Origin of the sequence: Streptomyces sp. CAI-85 (genome assembly GCF_013363615.1) — a bacterium.
Lineage (GTDB): Bacteria > Actinomycetota > Actinomycetes > Streptomycetales > Streptomycetaceae > Streptomyces > Streptomyces antibioticus_B.
The window spans coordinates 19,789-42,504 of record NZ_JAANNX010000022.1; the positions used below are offsets into that span (position 1 = coordinate 19,789).

The 22,716-nt window shown below is 72.2% G+C and carries 21 protein-coding genes; 14 read left to right on the forward strand and 7 right to left on the reverse strand.

The window, feature by feature from the left end; all coding sequences use genetic code 11:
• Nucleotides 1-125: 125 nt before the first annotated feature.
• Nucleotides 126-1,205 (forward strand): enoyl-CoA hydratase/isomerase family protein, encoded by a 1,080-nt coding sequence (locus G6W55_RS22795; protein WP_175522689.1) that lies wholly within the window; start codon nt 126-128, stop codon nt 1,203-1,205.
• Between the two features lie 62 nt (nt 1,206-1,267).
• Here G6W55_RS22795 and katG read toward each other — a convergent pair whose 3' ends face one another.
• From katG to G6W55_RS22810, 3 genes are all read right to left on the reverse strand, one after another.
• Entirely contained in the window at nt 1,268-3,490 is a 2,223-nt protein-coding gene (gene katG, locus G6W55_RS22800) for a catalase/peroxidase HPI (protein ID WP_175522690.1), read from the reverse strand.
• 26 nt (nt 3,491-3,516) lie between these two features.
• Complete coding sequence (locus G6W55_RS22805) at nt 3,517-3,960, reverse strand: Fur family transcriptional regulator (protein WP_175522691.1); 444 nt, start codon at nt 3,958-3,960, stop codon at nt 3,517-3,519.
• A gap of 159 nt (nt 3,961-4,119) precedes the next feature.
• The gene (locus tag G6W55_RS22810) at nt 4,120-4,656 is read right to left on the reverse strand and encodes a MarR family transcriptional regulator (protein ID WP_175522693.1); all 537 of its coding nucleotides are present in this window, start codon (nt 4,654-4,656) and stop codon (nt 4,120-4,122) included.
• A 140-nt stretch (nt 4,657-4,796) separates the two neighbouring features.
• Between G6W55_RS22810 and G6W55_RS22815 the strand changes: the two genes are divergently transcribed.
• The 6 genes from G6W55_RS22815 (at nt 4,797) to G6W55_RS22840 (ending at nt 9,288) form a co-directional block, all read left to right on the forward strand.
• Complete coding sequence (locus tag G6W55_RS22815) at nt 4,797-5,312, forward strand: YceI family protein (protein WP_175522694.1); 516 nt, start codon at nt 4,797-4,799, stop codon at nt 5,310-5,312.
• Between the two features lie 96 nt (nt 5,313-5,408).
• Nucleotides 5,409-5,819 (forward strand): cell division protein SepF, encoded by a 411-nt coding sequence (locus G6W55_RS22820; protein ID WP_085212969.1) that lies wholly within the window; start codon nt 5,409-5,411, stop codon nt 5,817-5,819.
• A 156-nt stretch (nt 5,820-5,975) separates the two neighbouring features.
• Nucleotides 5,976-7,253, forward strand: coding sequence for an ATP-binding protein (locus G6W55_RS22825; protein WP_217687249.1), 1,278 nt, complete (start codon nt 5,976-5,978; stop codon nt 7,251-7,253).
• Nucleotides 7,250-7,576: a nucleotide pyrophosphohydrolase gene (locus G6W55_RS22830; RefSeq protein WP_175522696.1), complete on the forward strand. Its 327-nt coding sequence runs from the start codon at nt 7,250-7,252 to the stop codon at nt 7,574-7,576. The genes G6W55_RS22825 and G6W55_RS22830 overlap by 4 nt, the downstream gene beginning before the upstream one ends.
• A 203-nt stretch (nt 7,577-7,779) precedes the next feature.
• On the forward strand, nt 7,780-8,259 hold the full coding sequence (locus G6W55_RS22835) for a DUF6099 family protein (protein WP_175522698.1): 480 nt from the start codon (nt 7,780-7,782) through the stop codon (nt 8,257-8,259).
• Nucleotides 8,260-8,364: 105 nt separating this feature from the next.
• Nucleotides 8,365-9,288, forward strand: a complete 924-nt coding sequence (locus tag G6W55_RS22840) for an LLM class F420-dependent oxidoreductase (RefSeq protein WP_175522699.1) — start codon at nt 8,365-8,367, stop codon at nt 9,286-9,288.
• Between the two features lie 13 nt (nt 9,289-9,301).
• Here the strand turns inward: G6W55_RS22840 and G6W55_RS22845 are convergent, their stop codons facing one another.
• Nucleotides 9,302-10,231: a LysR family transcriptional regulator gene (locus G6W55_RS22845; protein ID WP_309243790.1), complete on the reverse strand. Its 930-nt coding sequence runs from the start codon at nt 10,229-10,231 to the stop codon at nt 9,302-9,304.
• A 134-nt stretch (nt 10,232-10,365) separates the two neighbouring features.
• Between G6W55_RS22845 and G6W55_RS22850 the strand changes: the two genes are divergently transcribed.
• From G6W55_RS22850 to G6W55_RS22870, 5 genes are all read left to right on the forward strand, one after another.
• Nucleotides 10,366-11,037, forward strand: coding sequence for an FMN-dependent NADH-azoreductase (locus G6W55_RS22850; RefSeq protein ID WP_175522701.1), 672 nt, complete (start codon nt 10,366-10,368; stop codon nt 11,035-11,037).
• Between the two features lie 110 nt (nt 11,038-11,147).
• Nucleotides 11,148-11,933, forward strand: a complete 786-nt coding sequence (locus tag G6W55_RS22855) for an SDR family oxidoreductase (protein WP_175522702.1) — start codon at nt 11,148-11,150, stop codon at nt 11,931-11,933.
• Between the two features lie 130 nt (nt 11,934-12,063).
• Nucleotides 12,064-13,056 (forward strand): DUF4232 domain-containing protein, encoded by a 993-nt coding sequence (locus G6W55_RS22860; RefSeq protein WP_175522704.1) that lies wholly within the window; start codon nt 12,064-12,066, stop codon nt 13,054-13,056.
• A gap of 138 nt (nt 13,057-13,194) precedes the next feature.
• Nucleotides 13,195-14,694 (forward strand): 3' terminal RNA ribose 2'-O-methyltransferase Hen1, encoded by a 1,500-nt coding sequence (locus G6W55_RS22865; protein ID WP_175522706.1) that lies wholly within the window; start codon nt 13,195-13,197, stop codon nt 14,692-14,694.
• Nucleotides 14,691-17,252: a polynucleotide kinase-phosphatase gene (locus tag G6W55_RS22870; protein WP_175522708.1), complete on the forward strand. Its 2,562-nt coding sequence runs from the start codon at nt 14,691-14,693 to the stop codon at nt 17,250-17,252. Before G6W55_RS22865 ends, G6W55_RS22870 begins: the two co-directional genes overlap by 4 nt.
• A 51-nt stretch (nt 17,253-17,303) precedes the next feature.
• Here G6W55_RS22870 and G6W55_RS22875 read toward each other — a convergent pair whose 3' ends face one another.
• Together G6W55_RS22875 and G6W55_RS22880 are read right to left on the reverse strand one after the other, a co-directional pair.
• Entirely contained in the window at nt 17,304-18,206 is a 903-nt protein-coding gene (locus G6W55_RS22875; protein WP_175522709.1) for an NAD(+)/NADH kinase, read from the reverse strand.
• Complete coding sequence (locus G6W55_RS22880) at nt 18,203-19,399, reverse strand: SPFH domain-containing protein (protein WP_175522710.1); 1,197 nt, start codon at nt 19,397-19,399, stop codon at nt 18,203-18,205. Before G6W55_RS22880 ends, G6W55_RS22875 begins: the two co-directional genes overlap by 4 nt.
• A gap of 151 nt (nt 19,400-19,550) precedes the next feature.
• Between G6W55_RS22880 and G6W55_RS22885 the strand changes: the two genes are divergently transcribed.
• Both G6W55_RS22885 and argF read left to right on the forward strand, forming a co-directional pair.
• Complete coding sequence (locus G6W55_RS22885) at nt 19,551-20,774, forward strand: arginine deiminase (protein ID WP_175522712.1); 1,224 nt, start codon at nt 19,551-19,553, stop codon at nt 20,772-20,774.
• A gap of 181 nt (nt 20,775-20,955) precedes the next feature.
• Complete coding sequence (argF, locus tag G6W55_RS22890; RefSeq protein WP_175522713.1) at nt 20,956-21,969, forward strand: ornithine carbamoyltransferase; 1,014 nt, start codon at nt 20,956-20,958, stop codon at nt 21,967-21,969.
• A gap of 15 nt (nt 21,970-21,984) precedes the next feature.
• On the opposite strand, the gene G6W55_RS22895 is transcribed toward argF, so the two are convergent.
• The gene (locus G6W55_RS22895) at nt 21,985-22,449 is read right to left on the reverse strand and encodes an ATP-binding protein (RefSeq protein ID WP_175522760.1); all 465 of its coding nucleotides are present in this window, start codon (nt 22,447-22,449) and stop codon (nt 21,985-21,987) included.
• Nucleotides 22,450-22,716: the final 267 nt, after the last annotated feature.

The following is a 22,716-nucleotide window of genomic DNA, read 5'->3' on the forward strand; positions in this document are numbered from 1 at the left end:
CCTGCGAGCGGATGATCGCACGGCGGACGGCGGTGACGGCGGGCATTTTCGGCGCGGTCGGTCGCGTGGGCAGCGGTTACGGTGACCCCGGTGGGTAACGGAGTCTGGAAGGGATCGGCGAGGTCATGAGTGAGGAACCCGTTCTGACGCACCGGGCCGGCCGGGTCGGTCGTATCGTCCTGAACCGGCCCCGGGCCATCAACGCCCTGAACCACGAGATGGTCCGCCGTGTCGACGCGGCGCTCGACGCGTGGGAGCGGGATCCGGCCGTGGAGACCGTCGTGATCACGGGCGCGGGGGAGCGGGGGCTGTGCGCGGGCGGTGACATCCGGGCCGTGCACGACGACGCCCGTGACGGGGACGGCGGCGCGGCGGCCGCGTTCTGGTACGACGAGTACCGGCTCGACGCCCGGATCGCCCGCTACCCCAAGCCGTACGTCGCCGTCATGGACGGGATCGTGATGGGCGGCGGGGTCGGGATCTCCGCGCACGGAAGCGTCCGGATCGTCACCGAGCGGTCCAGGATCGCGATGCCCGAGACGGGGATCGGGTTCGTCCCGGACGTCGGCGGCACCTGGCTGCTCTCCCGCGCGCCGGGCGAACTGGGCACCCACCTCGGCCTGACGGGCGCTCAGATCGGCGCGGCCGACGCCCTGTTGTGCGGGCTCGCCGACCACTTCGTACCGTCCGACGCCGTGCCGGCGCTGCTCGACGACCTCGCCGAGCACGCCGTGCCCGATGCGCTCGCCCGTCATGAACAGCCGCCCCCGCAGGGGGAGTTGGCCGGGAGGCGGGGGTGGATCGACGTCTGCTACGCGGCGGACGCGGCGGACGCGGCGGACTCGGCGGACTCGGCGGAGGAGATCCTGCGGCGGCTCCTCGCGCACGGTGATCCGGCGGCCAAGGAGGCCGCGGAGACGCTGCTCACCCGCTCGCCCACCTCGCTCAAGGTCACCCTGGCCGCGCTGCGCCGGGCCCGTCGGCTGGACACGCTGGAGCAGGTGCTCGACCAGGAGTACCGGGTCTCCGTCGCCACCCTGCGTACGGCCGACCTCGTGGAGGGCATCCGCGCCCAGGTCGTCGACAAGGACCGCCGGCCGCGCTGGACCCCGGCGACCCTCTCCGAGGTCACCGACGCCGACGTCGACCGCTTCTTCGCGCCGACGCCCGACGGGCGGGAACTCGGGCTCGCGCCCACCCCATGACGGACCGGGCGGCCGCCGCACCGAAGCGGCAGCCGCCCGGCTCACCTGGGCCTTTCGGACCGTCAGATCAGGTCGAACCGGTCCAGGTTCGACACCTTCACCCACGCGTCGACGAAGTCCTTCACGAACTTCTCCTTCGCGTCGTCGCTCGCGTACACCTCGGCCAGCGCGCGCAGTTCGGAGTTGGAGCCGAAGACCAGGTCGGCACGGGTGCCGGTCCACTTCAACTCGCCCGTGGCGGCGTCACGGCCCTCGAAGGTGTGCTGGTCGGACGAGGTGGACTTCCACGTCGTACCCAGGTCGAGCAGGTTGACGAAGAAGTCGTTCGTCAGCACGCCCGGGGTGTCGGTGAACACGCCGTGCGAGGACTGGCCGGTGTTGGCGCCGAGGACCCGCAGACCGCCGACGAGGACGGTCGTCTCGGGGGCGCTCAGCGTCAGCAGGTTCGCCTTGTCGAGCAGCAGGTACTCGGCCGGCAGCCGGGTGCCCTTGCCGAGGTAGTTGCGGAAGCCGTCCCAGGCCGGCTCCAGCGCGGCGAACGACTCGGCGTCCGTGTGCTCCTCGGTGGCGTCCACCCGGCCCGGCGTGAAGGGGACCTCCACGTCGAACCCGGCGTCCTGGGCGGCCTTCTCGACCGCGGCGGCACCGCCGAGGACGATCAGGTCGGCGAGGGAGACCTTCTTGGCGCCGGTGTTGAACTCGGCCCGGACGCCCTCCAGGACGCTCAGGACGTGACGGAGCTGGTCGGGGTCGTTGGCCTCCCAGCCGCGCTGCGGCTCAAGACGGATCCGGGCGCCGTTGGCGCCGCCGCGCTTGTCGCTGCCGCGGAAGGTGGACGCGGAAGCCCACGCGGTGGACACGAGCTGCGCGACGGTCAGGCCCGAGGCGAGGAGCTTCGCCTTGAGCGCCGTGACGTCGGCGGCGTCGATCGGCTCGCCCTCGGCCTGCGGCAGCGGGTCCTGCCACAGCAGCGTCTCCGCCGGGACCTCCGGGCCCAGGTACAGCGACTTGGGGCCCATGTCACGGTGGGTCAGCTTGTACCAGGCGCGGGCGAAGGCGTCCGCGAACTGGTCCGGGTTCTCGTAGAAGCGGCGCGAGATCTGCTCGTAGACCGGGTCGAAGCGCAGCGACAGGTCGGTGGTGAGCATGGTCGGCAGGTGCTTCTTCGACGGGTCGTGCGCGTCGGGGATGATCGCCTCGGCGTCCTTGGCGACCCACTGCTTGGCGCCGGCCGGGGACTCGGTCAGCTCGTACTCGTACTCGAACAGGTTCTTGAAGAAGCCGTTGCTCCACTGCGTGGGCGTGCTGGTCCAGGTCACCTCCAGGCCGGAGGTGATGGTGTCGCCGCCCTTGCCCGTGCCGTAGGTGCTCTTCCAGCCGAGGCCCTGCTCCTCCAGGGGCGCGGCCTCGGGGTCGTCGCCGACGTTGTCCGCCGGGCCGGCGCCGTGGGTCTTGCCGAAGGTGTGGCCACCGGCGATGAGGGCGACGGTCTCCTCGTCGTTCATCGCCATCCGGCGGAAGGTCTCACGGATGTCGCGGGCCGCCGCGATCGGGTCCGGATTGCCGTTCGGGCCCTCGGGGTTGACGTAGATGAGGCCCATCTGGACGGCGCCGAGCGGGTTCTCCAGCTCGCGGTCGCCGCTGTAGCGCCGGTCGTCGAGCCAGGTGGTCTCGGGGCCCCAGTAGACGTCCTCCTCGGCCTCCCAGACGTCGGCGCGGCCGCCGCCGAAGCCGAAGGTCTCGAAGCCCATGGTCTCCAGCGCGACATTGCCGGTGAGGACCAGCAGGTCGGCCCAGGAGAGGCTCTGGCCGTACTTCTTCTTCACCGGCCACAGCAGACGGCGGGCCTTGTCCAGGTTGGCGTTGTCCGGCCAACTGTTGAGCGGCGCGAAGCGCTGCTGGCCGGCGCCGGCGCCGCCGCGGCCGTCGCTGATCCGGTAGGTGCCCGCGCTGTGCCAGGCCATACGGATCATCAGCGGGCCGTAGTTGCCGAAGTCGGCGGGCCACCAGTCCTGCGAGGTGGTCAGCACCTCGGCGATGTCCTGTTTCACGGCCGCCAGGTCGAGGTTCCTGAACGCCTCGGCGTAGTCGAAGTCCGCGCCCAGCGGGTTCGCCACGTCCGGGTTCTTGGCGAGGATCTTCAGGTTGAGGCGCTCGGGCCACCACTGACGGTTCCCGCCGCCCTGGGTCGGGTGCGCGGCGCGCCCGTGGGCGACCGGGCAGCCCTCTGTCGCGCCGGTCGCGTCCTTCGCGTCGGTGACGATTGCGTCGTGGTTCTCGGACATGGGGGAATCCTTCCGAACAGGGGGAATCACGGTGCCGCGGTACCGGCGGCGGAGCATGCGGGGCACAGGCCCCAGTAGATGACCTCGGCCTCGTCGACCGAGAAGCCTTGACTGTCCGCCGCGGTGAGACACGGGGCATGGCCGACCGCGCAGTCGACGTCGACGACGACATCGCACGAGCGGCACACGAGGTGGTGGTGGTTGTCCCCGACGCGCCCCTCGAACCGGGCCGGGGAGCCCGGCGGTTCGATCCGGCGGACGAGTCCCGCCGCGTTCAGCGCGTGCAGTGCCTCGTACACGGCTTGCAGCGAGATGTGGCCCACGCGATCGCGCACACCGGTCGCGATCGCCTCCACGTCGAGATGGTCACCGGCGCGGACGGTTTCGAGCAGCGCGACGCGGGCGGCCGTCACCCGCAGGCCGGCACCGCGGAGCTCCTCGGCGGTGGTCGGAGTCTGGGGTGCAGTCATGGGAACAACCTACTTCCATAAACACGAAGAGTTCAAGAAAACGAGCAGTACCAGTTTTCTGTGTCACTGCTTGGGGGTATTCGGGGTGCTTTGTACCTTTATAAATGTGCTGGAGGGGGTGAGGTGCGGCGGGGATCCGCCGGGTTGCGTCGGACGAGGTCAGGCCGGGTCGGCCTCGTGCAGGCCCGGCACCAATCCCAGTACGGCGGCCCGCTGTTCGGGGCCCATCACATGGGCGAGCGCCCCGGCGGCCGTCTCGGCGAGGGCGCCGGACGCCTCCCGCAGCAGACCGCGGGCCTTCTCGGTGAGGGCGACCTCGACGCCCCGCTTGTCCCCGCAGGCCGACCGGCGCACGACCAGACCGGCGTGCTGGAGGCAGGCGACCTGGTAGGTCAGCCGGGTCTTGGGGCGGCCCAGCAGCTCCGCCACCCGGGTCATCCGCAGGCCCTCACGGGGATGCTCGGCGAGCAGGCACAGGATCAGGAACTCGTCGTGCGAGACGTCGAGCCGCTCCTTCACCACCGCCCGCAGCCGCTGTTCCACCGCGCCCGTGGCGGCCAGCAGCACCATCCAGGCGCGCAGCTCGGGTGGCAGCAGTCCGGAACCCTCGGCGGAGGGGCATTCGGGCAGGCCGACGGGGGTCTCCTCGTGGATTTCCTCGCGGATCTCCTCGGGTCGCTCCTCGGGGGCTGCCATGCCGTCGAGTCTATCTGTTGTCCAAATTTGCACGACAGGTTGTTCAGATTTGGATGAACGGCTAGCGTTGGCGTCAGCAGTCTCATCCAAATTTGGATTACCGGCGCTCTGCGCCCAGCGCACCGATGTGAGGGATCACCATGACCGTCGCCGTGGAAACCGGAACCTGGCAGCTCGACGCGAGCGCCTCCGCCGTCGCTCTCAAGCACCGGACGATGTGGGGCCTGGTCGCCGTCAAGGGCGCCTTCGCCTCGGTCGCCGGCGGGGGAGAGGTCGGGCCCGACGGGTCCGCCACCGGCACCCTGACCCTGGACGTGACCTCCCTCGACACGAAGAACGCCAAGCGGGACACGCATCTGCGCAGCGCCGACTTCTTCGACGCCGAGCACCACCCCGAGATCACCTACGTCGTCCGGACCGCCACGCTCGACGGCGTCGACACGGTCCGGGTGACCGGTCAACTGACCGTGCGCGGCATCAGCCGCCCGCACACCCTCACCGCGCGCGTCGAGCGGGCGGACGGCGACGCGGTCACGCTGGCCGCCGAATTCACCGTGGACCGCGACGAGTTCGGGCTCGGCTGGAACCAGCTCGGCATGATGCGCGGACTGACCACGGTCACGGCCACCCTGCGCTTCGTCCGCGCGGCGGGATGACGTCAAGAACGTCCGATTAGGACGGGTCCTCTGTCGCGGTCCGTGTCGTTGTTGGGCCGAACGGGTGACTTGGCGTAAGAATTGGCCCGTGCATGCATGGAGTGCGAGTCAATTCGGGGGGATCCGGTGAGCCGATACGACGTCACCGACGAACAGTGGGAGGGGCTCGCCCAGGTCGTGCCGCTGCGGGGCCGGGACGCGTGGCCGTCGGCGGTGAACCACCGTTCGCTCCCCGACGCGGACACGGAGACCCGGCGCCGGTTCGTCGTCCTGCGGATCAACATCTTCGCGGACGCCCGTGAGGTCGCCGAGACCCTGATGGCCGGCATCCCGGTCCTCCTGGACCTCACCGGCGCGGAGACCGAGGTCGCCAAGCGCGTCCTCGACTTCTCGACCGGCGTGGTCTTCGGTCTGGCGAGCGGGATGCACCGGGTGGACCGCAATGTGTTCCTGCTGACGCCGCCGGGCACCGAGGTGAGCGGGATCATGGAGGGGGCCGGGGTCTGAGCGGGTGAGTGCCGGGGGGTGAGCGGGGCGGCGGCCGGTGTCCCGGCGTTCCGGTGTCCCGGCGTTCCGGTGTCCCGACGTCCCGGCGTCGCCCGATCGTAGGAAGCTCGCCCGGCGGAACGGTTCGTCACGCACGCGGAGTCCTACGGTCCGGATATGTCCGTTCCGCCGCCCCTTTCCCCCGCCGCTCCTTCACCGGATGCGGCCTGTGCCGCCTCCGCCACCGATGTGCCGCCCGCGGAGAGACCGCCACGGGTGCCGGTCCAGGGATCGCAGGCCGCGGTGCACCCCGACCCCGGGCCCGACCCCGCCCCCGGCCGGCCCGTCCGGCCCTGTCTCACCGAGCTGCGGCTCTCCGCCTTCGCCGGGCACCGGCAGGCCGCGTTCCCGCTGGGCGCGGTGACGGTGTTCGCCGGGCGCAGCGGCAGCGGCAAGACCACCGCGCTGCGGGCCCACGAGGCACTGGCCCTGCTCGGCGGCGGCGCGCCGCTCGCGGAGGTCTTCCCCGACCCCGTCGCCTGCGTGCCGGAGCGGGCCCGCCCCGACGCCCAGCGCAGGCGCGGCTTCCGGATCGGCTGCACCGCCGACGGCCCCGCCGGGCCGGTCCGGCTCGACATCGCCGTACAGGCGGAGCCCGAACTGCGCGTCGTGGGCGAACGGCTGAGCGCGGGCGGCGTCGTCCTGCTGGAGACCGCCCTGCGCGACCCGGGGCGCCGTACCGTGCAGGCGGCCTGGCACACCGCCGGATCCGCGCCCGTCACCCGCGCCCCGCTCCCCGACGACCGGCTCGGCACCGCCCTGCTGCCGCTGCGCGTCGCCGGCAAGACCGACGGCCAGCGCCGGGTGCTCGCCGCCGCCGAACAGATGGTCGTCGCGCTGCGCTCGGTCTTCGCCTGCGACCCCCAGCCGGACTGGATGGGCACCCCCGTGCCCACCGGTTCCGGGCGGCTGCTCGGCGGCTGCGACAACCTCGCCGACGTGCTCTGGCGCACCCGCGAGGAGTGCGTACGGCGGCACGCCCAGCTCGTGGGCGCCCTCGCCGCGGGCTGCGCCCGGCCCGTCACGGACCTGCTCGCCGAACCGCTCGGCGACGGCACCGTCCGCGCCCTGCTCGACCGCGGCGACGGCACCCGCACCGAGCTGGCCCGGCTCGGCTACGGCGAACTGCGGTACGTCGCCTACGCCCTGGTGCTGCTCACCGGTCCCGGCGTCCTCGACCTGGACACCGCGGGCGAGGTGCCGTCCGCGATGCAGTCGCTCACCCTCCTCGCCGACAACCTCGACCGGGGCCTCGACGTCCGGCAGCGCGCCGAACTGCTGCGGCTCGCGGTGCGGATGGCCGAGCGCGGGCACATCCGCTGCACCGCCGCGGTCAGCGACGCCTCCTGGGCCGTGCGGACGTCCGGCGTCACGGTGGTACACCTGGGTCCGTGACCGAACACCTCGACGTGGCGAAACTCCAGCGCCGGCTGGCCGACTTCGCGGCCGCGCGGAACTGGCAGCCGTACCACACCCCCAAGAACCTCGTCGCCGCGCTCAGCGTGGAGGCGTCCGAACTGGTCGAGATCTTCCAGTGGCTGACGCCGGAGGAGTCGGCGCGCGTCATGGACGACCCGGAGACCGCGCACCGGGTGACCGACGAGGTCGCCGACGTCCTCGCCTATCTGCTGCAACTGTGCGAGGTGCTCGGCGTCGATCCGCTGGCCGCCCTCGACGCGAAGATCGACCGCAACGAGCTGCGGTTCCCGGCGCCGTAGGCGGGGGCGAACGGGCCGGCAAACGGGGAGTGGCGCGGTCCGTTTTCACTCTCCGGAGTCGTTCACCGGCCCGAAACCGATTTGTTGTCCACAGATTTCCGCCTTCCTCTGGCTTTTCGCCCCACTCACCCTCACTCTGGGTAGTGGACGCTCCCTGTGGGTCAGGGAGTTCGGACGGACGGACGGATGGACGGGGGCGGCGCATGGACGCGGTGCGGCTCATCCTGACGAGCAGGCGTGCGCTGGCGGACAGCGGCGGCGGCCGGGCGATCCTCGCCGAGGTGTGGCAGGCACAGGCCCTGTCCCAGGCGATAGGCAGCCGGCTCGCCGTCTCGGGCCCGCCCGAACTGCGCGGCGAGGCCCTCGGCCTGACCGAACTGGCGGGCCGGGGCTGCGGGGTGCTGGAGGCGCCGGACCTCGATCCCGGGGATCTGCGCGCCGCCCAGCTCACCGACCTGGACGACGCCCGCCGGGCCCTGCTCGACCTCGGTGTTCTGCTCGCCGACATCGGCATCGCCCTGGTCGGCGTGGCGAGCGCGGCGGCCGACGAGGCCACGTACTGGCAGTGCATGGAAGCCATCGACGCGGCGGACGAGTCCCGCGACCGCGTCCTGGAGATGCTGCGCAAACTGGCGGCCCGGGAGGAACGCGAGGAGCGGGAGGGGGTGCTGCCCGAGCGGTGAAAGGCGGCACGGGCGGTGCGGGTGAGGGGCCGGCGTGAGCGGTGCGGCGTGAAGGGTGGGCGGTGCCGGTGAGAGGGACGCGGCCCGGGGATGCAGGATGGAGGGATGGACCTCCGTATCTTCACCGAGCCCCAGCAGGGCGCCGACTACGAGACCCTCCTCACCGTCGCCAAGGCCACCGAGGACCTTGGGTTCGACGCGTTCTTCCGCTCCGACCACTACCTCAAGATGGGCGACGCCGACGGGCTTCCCGGACCCACGGACGCCTGGATCACCCTCGCCGGGCTCGCCCGGGAGACCAGCCGGATCCGCCTCGGCACGCTGATGACCGCCGCCACCTTCCGGCTGCCCGGCGTCCTCGCCATCCAGGTCGCCCAGGTGGACCGGATGTCCGGCGGCCGCGTCGAACTCGGCCTGGGCGCGGGCTGGTTCGCACAGGAGCACGAGGCGTACGGCATCCCGTTCCCGGAGGAGAAGTTCGGCCGCCTGGAGGAGCAACTGGAGATCGTCACCGGTCTGTGGGCCACCGAGGTCGGCAAGACCTACGACTTCGACGGCACGTACTACCAGCTCAAGGACTCGCCCGCGCTGCCCAAGCCCGCGCAGGGCAGGGTGCCCGTGCTGATCGGCGGCCACGGCGCGCGCCGTACGCCCCGGCTGGCCGGCCGGTACGCCGACGAGTTCAACATGCCGTTCTCCTCCGTCGAGGACACGGCCGCCCAGTTCGGCCGGGTCCGGGACGCCGTCGCGGAGGCGGGCCGCCCGGCCGACGCCCTCACCTACTCCAACGCGCTCGTCGTCTGCGTCGGCAGGGACGACCAGGAGGTCGCCCGCCGCGCCGCCGCGATCGGCCGCGAGGTCGACGAGCTGAGGACCAACGGGCTCGCGGGCACCCCGGCCGAGGTCGTCGAGAAGATCGGCCGCTACGCCGAGGTCGGCTCCACGCGCCTCTACCTCCAGGTCCTCGACCTGAGCGACCTGGACCATCTGGAGCTGATCTCGGACAAGGTGCAGTCGCAGCTCCCGTAAGTGATGGTCGCGGTCATGCCTGTCGGTCGGGGGCCGGCCGCCGCAGTTCGTCGGCCGCCTCGCGTACCGCCGGCAGCAGCGCCGCCACCGGCGGGCTGTTCCGCGCGCCCTCCCGCACCACGAGAGTGATGTGGCGGACCGGGTCGATGCCCTTCAGGGAAACCCGGACGACGGGGTGGCCGGGGCGGTCGGGCACCAGGTCGGGGGCGAGGGCGACACCCCAGCCCAGGGAGACCAGACCGAACACGGCCTGCATGTCCCCGATGTCGGAGACGACGTCGGGGACGAACCCGGCGTCCGCGCACAGATGCAGGGCCAGCCGCCCCAGCCGGGAGGCCCGGTCCAGCAGCCACGGCCGGTCCGCGAACTCGACTAGGTCACGCGGTCCTTCGCCTTCGGCCAGGGGATGTCCGGGCGGTACGGCGAGCCGGATGCGGTCGCTGATCACCGCCTCCTCGTACAGCCCCGGCACCCGGGCCTCGGGCACCTGCGGATAGCCGGCGGCCAGCACCGCGTCCAGCCGTCCGAGCCGCACCGACCTCCGGCCCTCGTCGGCGGCGACGCCGTGCAGGGTGATCCGCAGATCCGGGTGGCACGCGCGGAGCCGGGTGAGCGCCGGCACCAGCAGCGCCGGGCCGTCGTGCAACGGCACCCCCACCCGCAGTTCGCCGGTCACCCTGCCGTCCCGCGCCAGCAACCGCGCCTCGGCCGCTTCGAGTTCCGCGAGCACGCGTTCGGCACTCGCCACCAACAGGCGTCCGGCGGCGGTGAGTCCGGCCCGTCTGCCGCCCCGGTCGAGCAACGCCGTACCCGTCTCGGCCTCCAGGGCCGAAAGCTGCTGGGAGACGGCGGAGCGCGTGTAGTTGAGCGCCTCCGCTGCCGCCGCGATCGATCCGCGCGCCCCGACCTCGCGCAGCAGCATCAGCTTCCGTACGTCCAGCACCGTCACTCCCGCCCCGGCGACCGTCACTCCCGCTTACGTGTCCGGTCACCAAGTATCACGCCGGATTACGGGACGGCGGCCCGGACGGCCCCTTCAATGGAGATCCGGCCCCTCCCAGGACAAGGATCACCTCCATGCCCACCCTCCTCCACCTCGACTCCAGCCCCCGGCGGGACTCGGTCTCCCGGCGGCTCTCCGCCGAGTTCGCGGACGCCTGGCGCAAGGCCCACCCCGACGGCACGTACGTCCACCGCGACCTCGCCGCCGAGCCTGTGCCGCACGTGGACCACGCCCAGATCGAGGTGATGCACCGGCTGGAGACCGAGGGCACCCGTGATCTCGCGGCGGCCCGCGACGCGGCGAAGTCGGCCGAGGAGAAGGAGAGTTGGACGATCACCTGGCCGCTGGTCGAGGAACTCCTCGCGGCCGACGTCATCCTGCTCGGTGTGCCGATGTACAACTTCTCGGTGCCGTCGACCTTCAAGGCGTGGTTCGACCGTGTCCTGATCGCACCCCTGATCGCCGATCCGGCCACCGGTGAAGGCCCCTTGTCGGGCAAGCGAGTTGTGGTGGCCTCCGCCCGCGGCGGCGCCTACGGCCCCGGCACGCCCCGCGAGGACTGCGACCACCAGGAGCCGTATCTGAAGGCGGCCCTGGGGATGGTCGGCCTCGCCGCCGATCTGACCTTCCTGCACGCCGAGTTCACCAAGTCGGAGCATGTGCCCCGGCTCGCCGGGTTCAAGGACACGGCGGCCGCGTCGTACCGGACGGCCCTCGACGGCGCCCGCGCCCACGGCGAGGCGTGACCGGGAGAGAAGCCCGACCGAACGATACGAGACCGTGGGGCCGGAAACCGTACGCAAGCGGCCAAATGTGCATCTGGTCATCGGTGCGGACCGTGGCTAGCCTCCCCGAAATGAGCAGTCGTCCAGCACCGGTCGAGGAACCAGAGGAACCCCTCGACGAGCCCTTCCTCCTGGGCCGCACGGTCCTCGTCGTCGGCGCGAGCGGCGGCATCGGGGAGGGGATCACCCGCGCGCTCCTCGAACTGGGCGCGACCGTGGTGGCGGCCGGCCGCAGCGAGGCCCGGCTGAACCGCCTCGCCGACTACACCCACGGCATCGGACCCGGCGTCCTGCATCCGCACGCCGTCGATCTCTCCGACCCCGACAGCGCCGCCGTACGGACCCGACTCGCCGACCGGCACGGGAAGTTCGACGGCGCCGTCCTCACCATCGGCAACTGGGGGCCGCCGGAGCCGACACCGCTCCTCGACGTGTCCGACGCGGTCTGGGACGCCATGATCGCCGACAACCTCACCAGCCACTTCCGCGCCCTGCGGGTCGTCACCCCGCTGCTCCCCGTCGACGGCGCACTCGTCCATCTCACCGGCCTCAGCGCGGAGATCGCCTTCCCGGGGGCCGCCCTCGTCGGCGCGACCAACGCGGCCAAGAAGTCCCTGCTGCGCACCCTGACCGCCGAACTCGACGGCGCGGGGCCGCGGATCTACGAACTCGTCATCGGCCGTATCCGCACCCGCCCCCGGGCCGCCCTGGGCGTCGACAGCCCGGCCTGGCTCAGCGGCGCGGACCTCGGCCGGCACGCCGCCGAACTGATCGCCCACCGGGGGCCGTGGACCGCCGAGCCGCTCCAGTACCTGCTGGACCGGGCGTCGGGGGTGCTCACCGCTCTGCCGCAGTGAGCGGTGCCGTCGCGGTGAGCGACGCCGTTCGCAGTGAGTGGTGTCGCCTTCGGTGAGCTGTGACGCGGCTGTGACCGGAACTGTGGCTTCCGTCACAGCCGGGGTGCTACGGCCCTGATGAGGTGGCCTGATGCGCAGATCCGCCTCGTTCCTCCCGGCCCTGGCCGCCGTCCTCCTGCTCACCACGGCGTGCGGGACGGAGCACCCCGGGACCGGCGCCGGCGCCGGTGCGTCCGCCACGGCGCCCGGTATCCCCGTCACCGACCCGCCGGTGGACGGGGTCAGGATCACCGCCCTGAACCTCCCCACCGCCTCGCCGTCCGCCGAGCCGTCCGACGGCCCGTCCGGCATCGGATCCGTGCACGCCGACCGCCTCCCCAGGCCCGGTGACTCGGGCCGGCCCGACGAGATCCCCGCCGGCACCGAGAACTTCGTCGACTCCGGCATCTCCGCCGCCTACGAGGTCACCAACGACGGCCAGGAGACCCTGACCTACACCGTGCTCTTCACCTTCACCACGAGCACCGGCGAGGTGATGGGCAACCAGCGCGAGACCGTGCGCGCGGTCGCGCCCGGCCGGACCGTACGCGGCACGGTCCTGCTCGGCAGGGTGCCCCCGGGGATGCCCGAGGTGCGGAAGGTGAAGGTCTCCGAGGTCACCACGGTCCCCGCGGACGAGGCACCGGCCGAGACCGGCACCTGCCCGGCCTCCGGGATCCGCGTCACGGCCGACGACGGCGACGCCGCCATGGGCCTGCGCGTCGTGGGCCTGCGCCTGGAGAACTGCGGGACCCGTGACTACAGCCTCGACGGCTACCCCGGGCTCACCCTGCTCGACGAGGACCTCGAACCGGTCGACGGGATCGACGTCGTCCACGGCGGCGCCGGCGTCGCCCTGGTGACCGGCTTCGACGACCCGCCCCGGCCCGTCACCCTCAAGCCCGGCGAGTACGCCACCTCCGGCCTGATGTGGCGCAACACCACCGGCGGCGGCACCGCGGTCAACGTGCCCCATGTCCGTGTCCACGCCAAGCCCGGCGCCGCCCCCGTGATCGTCACACCCCGGCTGGACCTCGGGACCACCGGGAAACTGGGGGTCAGCGCCTGGAAGCGGGGCGAGTGAGCGGTCCGCCGGCGGCGGTCCGGCGGTGCGAAAATATTCCTGGGTGTCCCGGGGGTGTTCTCGGTACGTTGGAGACCGGCGAACAGCGCGTCACCAGCGCTTTCGCACCTTTCCGAGACCGTATTCGAGGCAACCACCGTGTTCCTGACGATCACCACCACCGGCACCCCTGAACGCCCCGCCACCGATCTGGGCTTCCTGCTGCACAAGCATCCCGGCAAGTCGCAGGCGTTCTCCACCTCCTACGGCACGGCGCACGTCCTCTACCCCGAGGCGGACGACCGGCGCTGCACGGCGGCGCTGCTGCTGGAGGTGGACGCCGTGGCGCTGGTCCGGCGCGGCAAGGGCAAGGGCCGGGGCGGTGCGCCCGACGCGGCACTCGCCCAGTACGTCAACGACCGCCCCTACGCGGCCTCCTCGCTGCTCGCCGTGGCGCTGAGCGGCGTCTTCTCCAGCGCGATGCGGGGCGTCTGCACCGCGCGGCCCGAACTCCCGGCGCAGGCACGGCCGTTGCGCATCGAGGTGCCGGCGCTTCCGGCCCGGGGCGGTACCGCGCTCGTGCACCGGCTCTTCGAGCCGCTCGGCTGGACGACGACCGTCGAACCGGTGGCCCTGGACGCCGAGTTCCCGGAGTGGGGCGACTCGCGGTACGTACGTCTCGTGCTGGAGTCCGACCGGCTGACCGTCGCCGAGGCGCTGCGGCACCTGTATGTGCTGCTGCCGGTCCTGGACGACGCCAAGCACTACTGGGTCGCCCCCGACGAGGTCGACAAGCTGCTGCGGGCCGGCGAGGGCTGGCTGCCCGAGCACCCGGAGCAGAAGCTGATCACCAGCCGGTACCTCTCCCGCCGCTGGTCGCTGACCCGCGAGGCCATGGAGCGGCTGGAGCTGGTGCGGCTCGCCGAGACCGACGACAGCGAGGTCGAGGCCATCGACAACGCCGTCGAGGACGACGGCGACGCTCCGGCAGAGGCCGTGATCCAGACGGAGGGCGAGGCCCGCCCGGCCCCCCTCGCCGTGCAGCGCCGGGACGCGATCCTCGCCGCGCTGCGGGCGGCCGGCGCCGCCCGGGTGCTCGACCTCGGCTGCGGACAGGGCCAGTTGGTGCAGGCGCTGCTCAAGGACGTCCGGTTCACCGAGATCGTCGGCGTCGACGTGTCGATGCGCGCGCTCACCATCGCCTCCCGACGGCTCAAGCTGGACCGGATGGGGGAGCGGCAGGCCGCGCGGGTCCGGCTCGTGCAGGGATCGCTCGCCTACACCGACACCCGGCTCAAGGGCTATGACGCGGCCGTGCTCAGCGAGGTGATCGAACACCTCGACCTGCCGCGGCTGCCCGCCCTGGAGTACGCGGTGTTCGGCTCCGCCCGCCCGCGCACCGTCCTGGTGACCACCCCGAACGTCGAGTACAACGTCCGCTGGGAGAGTCTCCCGGCCGGGCACGTCCGGCACGGCGACCACCGGTTCGAGTGGACGCGCGAGGAGTTCCGCTCCTGGGCCGCCGCCGTCGCCGAACGGCACGGCTACACCGTCGAGTTCGTCCCCGTCGGTCCCGACGACCCCGAGGTCGGACCGCCCACCCAGATGGCCGTGTTCACGCTCGGCACCCCGCAGGAGAAGGAGGCGAAGGCCGCATGACCGAGACGTCCGCAACCCCGCGACAGGGACGCGCCCTGCCCGTCACCGACCTCTCCCTCGTGGTGCTGATCGGCGCGTCCGGCTCGGGCAAGTCCACCTTCGCGCGACGGCACTTCAAGCCCACCGAGGTCATCTCCTCCGACTTCTGCCGGGGCCTGGTCTCCGACGACGAGAACGACCAGAGCGCCACCCGGGACGCCTTCGACGTCCTGCACTACATCGCGGGCAAGCGGCTCGCGGCAGGCCGACGGACCGTCGTGGACGCCACCAGCGTGCAGTCGGACGCCCGCCGCAAGCTCGTCGAGCTGGCGAGGGAGCACGACGTGCTGCCCATCGCCATCGTCCTGGACGTCCCCGAGGAGGTGTGCGCCGAGCGCAACGCGGCCCGCACCGACCGCGCCGACATGCCGCGCCGGGTCATCCAGCGCCACATCCGTGAACTCCGGCGCTCCCTGCGGCATCTGGAGCGCGAGGGCTTCCGCAAGGTGCATGTGCTGCGGGGCGTGGCGGACGTCGACGGCGCCACCGTCGTCACCGAGAAGCGCTTCAACGACCTGACCCACCTCACCGGCCCCTTCGACATCATCGGCGACATCCACGGCTGCTCCGCCGAACTGGAGGCGCTGCTCGGCAAGTTGGGCTACGCCGACGGCGTCCACCCGGAGGGACGGCAGGCCGTCTTCGTCGGCGACCTCGTGGACCGGGGCCCGGACAGTCCGGCCGTGCTGCGCCGGGTGATGGCGATGGTGAAGTCCGGCGACGCGCTGTGCGTGCCCGGCAACCACGAGAACAAGTACGGCCGTCACCTCAAGGGACGCAAGGTCCAGCACACCCACGGACTCGCCGAGACCGTCGAGCAGATGGCGGGCGAGAGCGAGGAGTTCCGCACCGAGGTACGGGAGTTCATCGACTCGCTGGTCAGCCACTACGTCCTCGACGGCGGCCGGCTGGTGGTCTGTCACGCGGGTCTGCCGGAGAAGTACCACGGCCGCACCTCGGGCCGGGTCCGCTCGCACGCGCTGTACGGCGAGACCACCGGTGAGACCGACGAGTTCGGGCTGCCGGTGCGCTACCCGTGGGCGGAGGACTACCGGGGCCGGGCGGCCGTGGTCTACGGCCACACGCCCGTCCCGGAGGCCACCTGGCTGAACAACACCATCTGCCTGGACACCGGTGCCGTCTTCGGCGGCAAGCTGACCGCGCTGCGCTGGCCGGAACGCGAACTGGTCGACGTACCGGCGGAACGGGTCTGGTACGAGCCGGCGAAGCCGTTGCGCTCCGAGGCGCCCGGCGGGCAGGACGGACGGCCGCTGGACCTGGCGGACGTGCACGGCCGCAGGATCGTGGAGACCCGGTACGCCGGACAGACCCGGATCGCGGTGCGCGAGGAGAACGCTGCGGCGGCCCTGGAGGTCATGAGCCGTTTCGCGGTCGACCCGCGGCTGCTGCCGTACCTCCCGCCGACCATGGCGCCGACGCCGACCAGCCGGGTCGACGGCTATCTGGAGCACCCGGCGGAGGCGTTCGCGCAGTACGCCGGGGACGGGGTCGCGCGGGTCGTGTGCGAGGAGAAGCACATGGGCTCGCGGGCCGTGGCCCTGGTCTGCCGGGACGCGGAGACCGCCCGCAGGCGGTTCGGGGTCGGGGAGGGGCCGACGGGTGCGCTCTACACCCGCACCGGACGGCCGTTCTTCACCGACCAGGCGCTGACCGAGGAGGTCCTCGGACGGCTGCGCACGGCCGTCGGCGAGGCCGGGCTGTGGGACGAACTCGGCACGGACTGGCTGCTGTTGGACGCCGAGCTGATGCCGTGGTCGCTGAAGGCGTCCGGGCTGCTGCGCTCGCAGTACGCCGCCGTGGGCGCCGCGTCCGGCGCGGTCTTCCCGGGTGTCCTGGCCGCGCTGGAGGGCGCGGCCGGCCGGGGCGTGGACGTCACCGAGCTGCTGGCGCGGCAGCGCGAACGGGCCACGGAGGCGGCCGCGTTCACCGACGCCTACCGGCGCTACTGCTGGCCGACGGACGGTCTGGACGGCGTACGCCTCGCGCCGTTCCAGATCCTCGCCGTCCAGGGCCGCAGCCTCGCGGGTCTGCCGCACGACGGACAACTGGCCCTGCTGGACCGGCTGGTGGAGCACGACCCCACCGGCCTGCTGCGCACCACCCGGCGGCTGTACGTCGACACGGGCGACCCCGAGTCGGTGCGGGCCGGTGTCGACTGGTGGCTGGAGATGACCGGCCGCGGCGGCGAGGGCATGGTCGTCAAGCCGCTCGGCGCGCTCGTGCGGGGCACGGAGGGCCGGCTCGTGCAGCCCGGCATCAAGTGCCGGGGCCGCGAGTACCTGCGGATCATCTACGGTCCGGAGTACACCCGCCCCGACAACCTCGCCCGGCTGCGCGGCCGCTTCCTCAACCACAAGCGGTCCCTCGCGATCCGCGAGTACGTCCTCGGCCTGGAGGCCCTGGACCGCCTCGCGGACGGCGAGCCGCTGTGGCGCATCCACGAGGCGGTGTTCGGGGTCCTGGCCCTGGAGTCGGAGCCGGTGGACCCACGGCTGTGAACCACCGCAGGGGCCCGCACGCCGGGCCCCTGCACCTTGCGGGCCGCCGGTTCACCCCACCAGCCGCAGCCGCTCCCCGCACACCCCCACCCGTACCGTCTGGCCCCAGGTCAGGTCCAGTGCGTCGGATTCGATGCCGTCTCCGAAGGCGATGAGGCGTTCGGACTCGACGGTGAGGGTCAGGCGGGCGCCGGCCGTCAGTTCGCCGGCGACCAAAGAGGTGCCGGTCGCCGGGGAGGGCCATGCCTCCCGTACGAACCACAGCAGCCGGTCCTCCGCCGGGCCCGGAAGGCGCAGCCCGCCGCCGCCCCGCTCGCCCCACACCGAGCGGATCCAGCCGGTCGCGCCGGTACCGGTGCCGACCAGGACCCCGGAGGACGCCTGGGCCTCGACGGCACCCCCGTCGTCGTCGAGGCCCAGGCGGTAGCGGGCGGTCTGGTGGCCGGCGGCGCCCAGGTAGATCTCGTTGAGGGCGAGCAGCCGTTGGGTGTCGTCGGCGACGGCCTCCACCATGGTCAGCTCGTCGACCCCCGTCCCGGCGGCGAGCGCCGAGGCGAGGAGGGCGGCCGCGTCCGCCGGGCGGTGGCGGACCAGGACCCCCGGGTTGCGGCCCGGGTCGGTGTCGATGCCCACCACGGGCTGTCCGGACAGGTACTTGGCGACGTTCGCCACCAGTCCGTCCTGCCCGACCACGATCACCACGTCCTCCGGGGCGAACAGGAAGCGGTCCAGATCGGCCCGCTCCAGGCGGGTCTGACGCCACGTCAGCGGAATCGCCGCCGTCACCTCCGCCAGCGCCCGCCGGGTGCGCCGGTGCCGTTCCGCCACCTCCTCGATGTCCCGGCCCCGCGAGGAGAGGAAGAAGGCGGCCTGGCCGTGCGTGCCGTGCCGGGCCGTCAACTCCTCGTACTCCGTGGTGCGATGGACCAGCACGGCCCGCGGGGCGAGACTCACTCCCGTACCCCGAGCTTGGCCAGCAGCCCGGTGAGCACGTCCGGCGAGACGGTCACACTGTCGATGTGCGGCAGGTTCTCCGCGAGCCGGGTGCCGGTGAGCGCGTGCAGGGTCGTCACGTCGACGTCGGCGTGCACCCGCAGCCAGGCCGCCTGCGCCTGGGCCCGCGCCTCGCCGACCGCACGCGCCGACTCGGCCTCCGCGCGGGCGAGTTGGACGGCACGGGCCGCCTCCGCCTCCGCGAGCCGGACGGTACGCGACGCCTCGGCCTCGGTGAGCCGTTCGGTGCGCCGCGCCTCCGCGTCGGCCATCCGGACCTTCCCCGCGGCCTCCGCCTCGGACAGCTTCACCGCGCGCTCCGCCTCCGCCGCTGCGAGCCGTACGGAACGCGCCGCCTCGGCCTCGGCCAGCCGGACCGTGCGGGTGGCCTCGGCCTCGGCCCGCACCTTGTCCGCGGCCGCGTTCTCCTCCGCCTCGCGCCGGGTGTTCGTACCGCGCTGCTCGACCAACTGCTCCTCGCGCCGGGCGAGTTCGATCTTGCTGGCGAGTTCGTTCTCCGCGATGGTCCGCTCCCGTTCGACGGCCACCGCCCGCCGTTCGTAGGTGGCCCGGTCGGCCTCCTGCTGGATCAGCTCGCGGGCCGGGGTGCGCAGCGCCCGCTCGACCTCCGGCTCGGGCCGCAGGGCGATCACCCGGACGGCGACGATCTCGATGCCGGTGGCCGGCAGCCGGGGCTCCGCCGCCAGCCCCGCCGCGACCCGCTCGCGCACCGAGGACACCCCGTCGACCAGCGCCGCCGCGAGCGGCGTCCGGGCGAGGACGTCCAGCGCGTGCTGCTGGGCGGTCTCGGTCAGCAGGGTGCCGAGCTGCTCCAGGGGCGCCCCGCGCCACACCCCGGTGTCGGGGTCGATCGAGAAGTCCAGCCGGGCGGCGGCCACGGCCGGGTCGCTGACCCGGTAGGTCACGGTGGCCTGCACCGCCACGTCCTGGAAGTCGGCCGTGCGGGCGTGGAAGGTCATGGCCAGTTCGCGGTCGTCGACCGGCACTTCGGAGAGCGCGGCGGTCAGCGAGCGGAACCAGAAGCTGAGTCCGGGCCCGTCGTGCACCAGCTTTCCGGAGCGGTGGTGGCGTATGTGCGCCGTCGGCGCGCCGCGCAGATGGCGCCAGCCGAGGCGCCGTGTGATGTCGGCCATGAGAGGCCCCCCTCGTCCCTGTGTTCCGCCCCCGTTTTCGTCACTACGACGATAATCCGATCCGCCGTTTGTCGTCAAGGGGACGAAAACAAGCGGTTGCGAAACGGTCCACAAGCGGGTGAAGGCGGGCTTCGATGGTCAGGATGGAGTCATGGGATTCCAAGTCGACTCCGAGGCCGGGCAACTGCGGCGCGTCATCCTGCACCGGCCGGATCTCGAGCTCAAAAGGCTCACCCCCAGCAACAAGGACGCGCTGCTCTTCGACGACGTGCTCTGGGTGCGCAGGGCGCGCGCCGAGCACGACGGTTTCGCCGACGTCCTGCGGGACCGAGGCGTCGAGGTGCATCTCTTCGGCGATCTGCTCGTCGAGGCCCTGGCGATCCCGGCGGCCCGAGCACTCGTCCTGGGCCGCGTCTTCGACGAGAAGGAGTACGGGGTCCTCGCCACCGACCACCTCCGTACCGCCTTCGAGACCCTCACCGCGCCCGAGCTGGCCGAGAGCCTGGTCGGGGGCATGACCAAGCGGGAGTTCCTGGAAGTGTTCCCCGAGCCGACCTCGGTGCGCTTCCATGTCATGGACCTCGACGACTTCCTCCTCGACCCGCTTCCCAACCACCTCTTCACCCGCGACACCTCCGCCTGGATCTACGACGGCGTCGCCATCAACGCGATGCGCTGGCCCGCGCGGCAGCGGGAGACCGTGCACTTCGAGGCGATCTACCGGCACCACCCGCTGTTCCGGGAGGAGTCGTTCCACCTCTGGTCCGAGGGGCAGGCCGACTACCCGTCGACCATCGAGGGCGGGGACGTCCTCGTCATCGGCAACGGCGCCGTCCTCATCGGCATGAGCGAGCGCACCACCCCGCAGGCCGTCGAGATGCTCGCCCACAAGCTCTTCGCCGCCGGCTCGGCCAGGACGATCGTGGCGCTCGACATGCCGAAGCGGCGGGCCTTCATGCACCTCGACACCGTCATGACCATGGTCGACGGCGACACCTTCACCCAGTACGCGGGGCTCGGCATGCTCCGGTCGTACACCATCGAGCCGGGCGTCGGCGACAAGGAGCTGAAGGTCACCGACCATCCGCCGGAGCACATGCACCGCGCGATCGCCGCCGCCCTCGGCCTGAGCGAGATCCGGGTGCTGACCGCCACCCAGGACGTGCACGCGGCCGAGCGCGAGCAGTGGGACGACGGCTGCAACGTCCTCGCCGTCGAGCCGGGCGTCGTCGTCGCCTACGAACGCAACGCCACCACCAACACCCACCTGCGCAAACAGGGCGTCGAGGTGATCGAGATCCCCGGCAGCGAGCTGGGCCGGGGGAGGGGCGGACCGCGCTGCATGAGCTGTCCGCTGGAGCGGGGGCCGGTATAGGCGGGCGAGTCACTGGGACTGGTGTACGAGTCGTAGGCATAGGCGCCTGTATATAAATGCCAGTGGTCGTATAGAGTTCCACCGAGCTGGCCGGAACGTACCCACCGTCCCCGTCACTCACCGTCCCCGTCACCGCACCTGCCGATCCGCACCTGCCGACCGCACTTCCTGGAGCGCCCCCATGGCGACAGTCCCGACCGCCCTCGCCGGACGCCACTTCCTCAAGGAGCTGGACTTCACCGGCGAGGAGTTCCGCGGCCTGATCGAGCTGGCCGCCGAACTGAAGGCGGCCAAGAAGGCCGGGACCGAGACGCGGTATCTGCGCGGCCGGAACATCGCGCTGATCTTCGAGAAGACCTCGACGCGCACCCGCTGCGCGTTCGAGGTCGCCGCCGCCGACCAGGGCGCCTCCACCACCTACCTCGACCCGTCGGGCTCCCAGATCGGCCACAAGGAGTCCGTCAAGGACACCGCGCGCGTGCTGGGCCGGATGTACGACGGCATCGAGTACCGCGGCGACAGTCAGGCCAAGGTCGAGGAACTGGCCGCGCACGCCGGGGTGCCCGTCTTCAACGGCCTCACCGACGACTGGCACCCCACCCAGATGCTCGCCGACGTGCTGACCATGACCGAGCACTGCGCGAAGCCCCTCACCGGCATCGCCTTCGCCTACCTCGGCGACGCCCGCTTCAACATGGGCAACTCGTACCTGATCACCGGCGCCCTGCTCGGCATGGACGTCCGGATCGTCGCCCCGAAGAGCTACTGGCCCGCCCAGGAGATCGTCGACCGCGCCCGCAAGCTCGCCGGGACCAGCGGGGCGCGGATCACCCTCACCGAGTCACTCGCGGAGGGCGTCCTCGGCGCCGACTTCGTCGCCACGGACGTCTGGGTCTCCATGGGCGAGCCCAAGGCGGTCTGGGACGAGCGGATCGCCGCCCTCGGCCCCTACGCCGTGACCATGGACGTCCTGCGCGCCACCGGCAACCCGGACGTCAAGTTCCTGCACTGCCTGCCGGCCTTCCACGACCTCGGCACCACGGTCGGCCAGGAGATCCTCGAGACCCACGGCCTCGACTCCCTGGAAGTCACCGACGAGGTCTTCGAATCCCCCCACTCGGTCGTCTTCGACGAGGCGGAAAACCGCCTGCACACGATCAAGGCGGTACTGGTGGCGACGATGGCGCGCGGCTGACGGGGTCTCCCCGGGTCAGGACTGCCGTGGTCGCCACTGTGGGGGAATCACCGCCAGGCGGAACCACACCGCCTTGCCCTGTTCTGTGGGGCGGTGGCCGCAGGAGGAGCTGAGGGAGCGGATCAGGAGGAGGCCGCGGCCGTGTTCCTGCCAGGGGTCGGGTTCCCCGGCCGAGGGGCGGGTGAGGTCGCCCGGGGGGACCGGGTCGTGGTCGTGGACCTCGATCTGGCAGCCGCCCGGCCGCAGCTCCACCACCAGCTCTATCGGGGTGTCCCCGGCGGGGGTGTGCTCCACCGCGTTGGCCACCAGCTCCGCCGTCAGCAGTTCGGCGGTGTCGCTGTCGGCTCCGTGCTCCGCTTCCGCCAGCGCCGTGCGGACCAGCGCGCGGGCCACCGGCACGGCCGCGGCGGAGTGCGGCAGCGCGATCCGCCAGGAGGCGGCGGCGTCGGAGGGGCGATCGTGCAAGGCGAGTCCGTTCATGGCGCAGGGTCCCGTGATCGACATCAGGCGGTCCTGCCTTCAACTTCAGGAATGGTACGGCGACCCCCGGCAGGGGCGCACCACGGGCGCCGTACGGGACCCGCGGCCCCGCTACCGGACGGCCTACCCCTGAGAACGGCCGGCCTCGCGGATCCGATCCCGTCGTTACGGCGTTGTCGACGACCGGTGACACAGTCCTCTCCGCGCGGTCCTATCGCGTGCTCGTGACGACAGTCACGTAAGAGTGATAACTTCGGGGGTGACCGT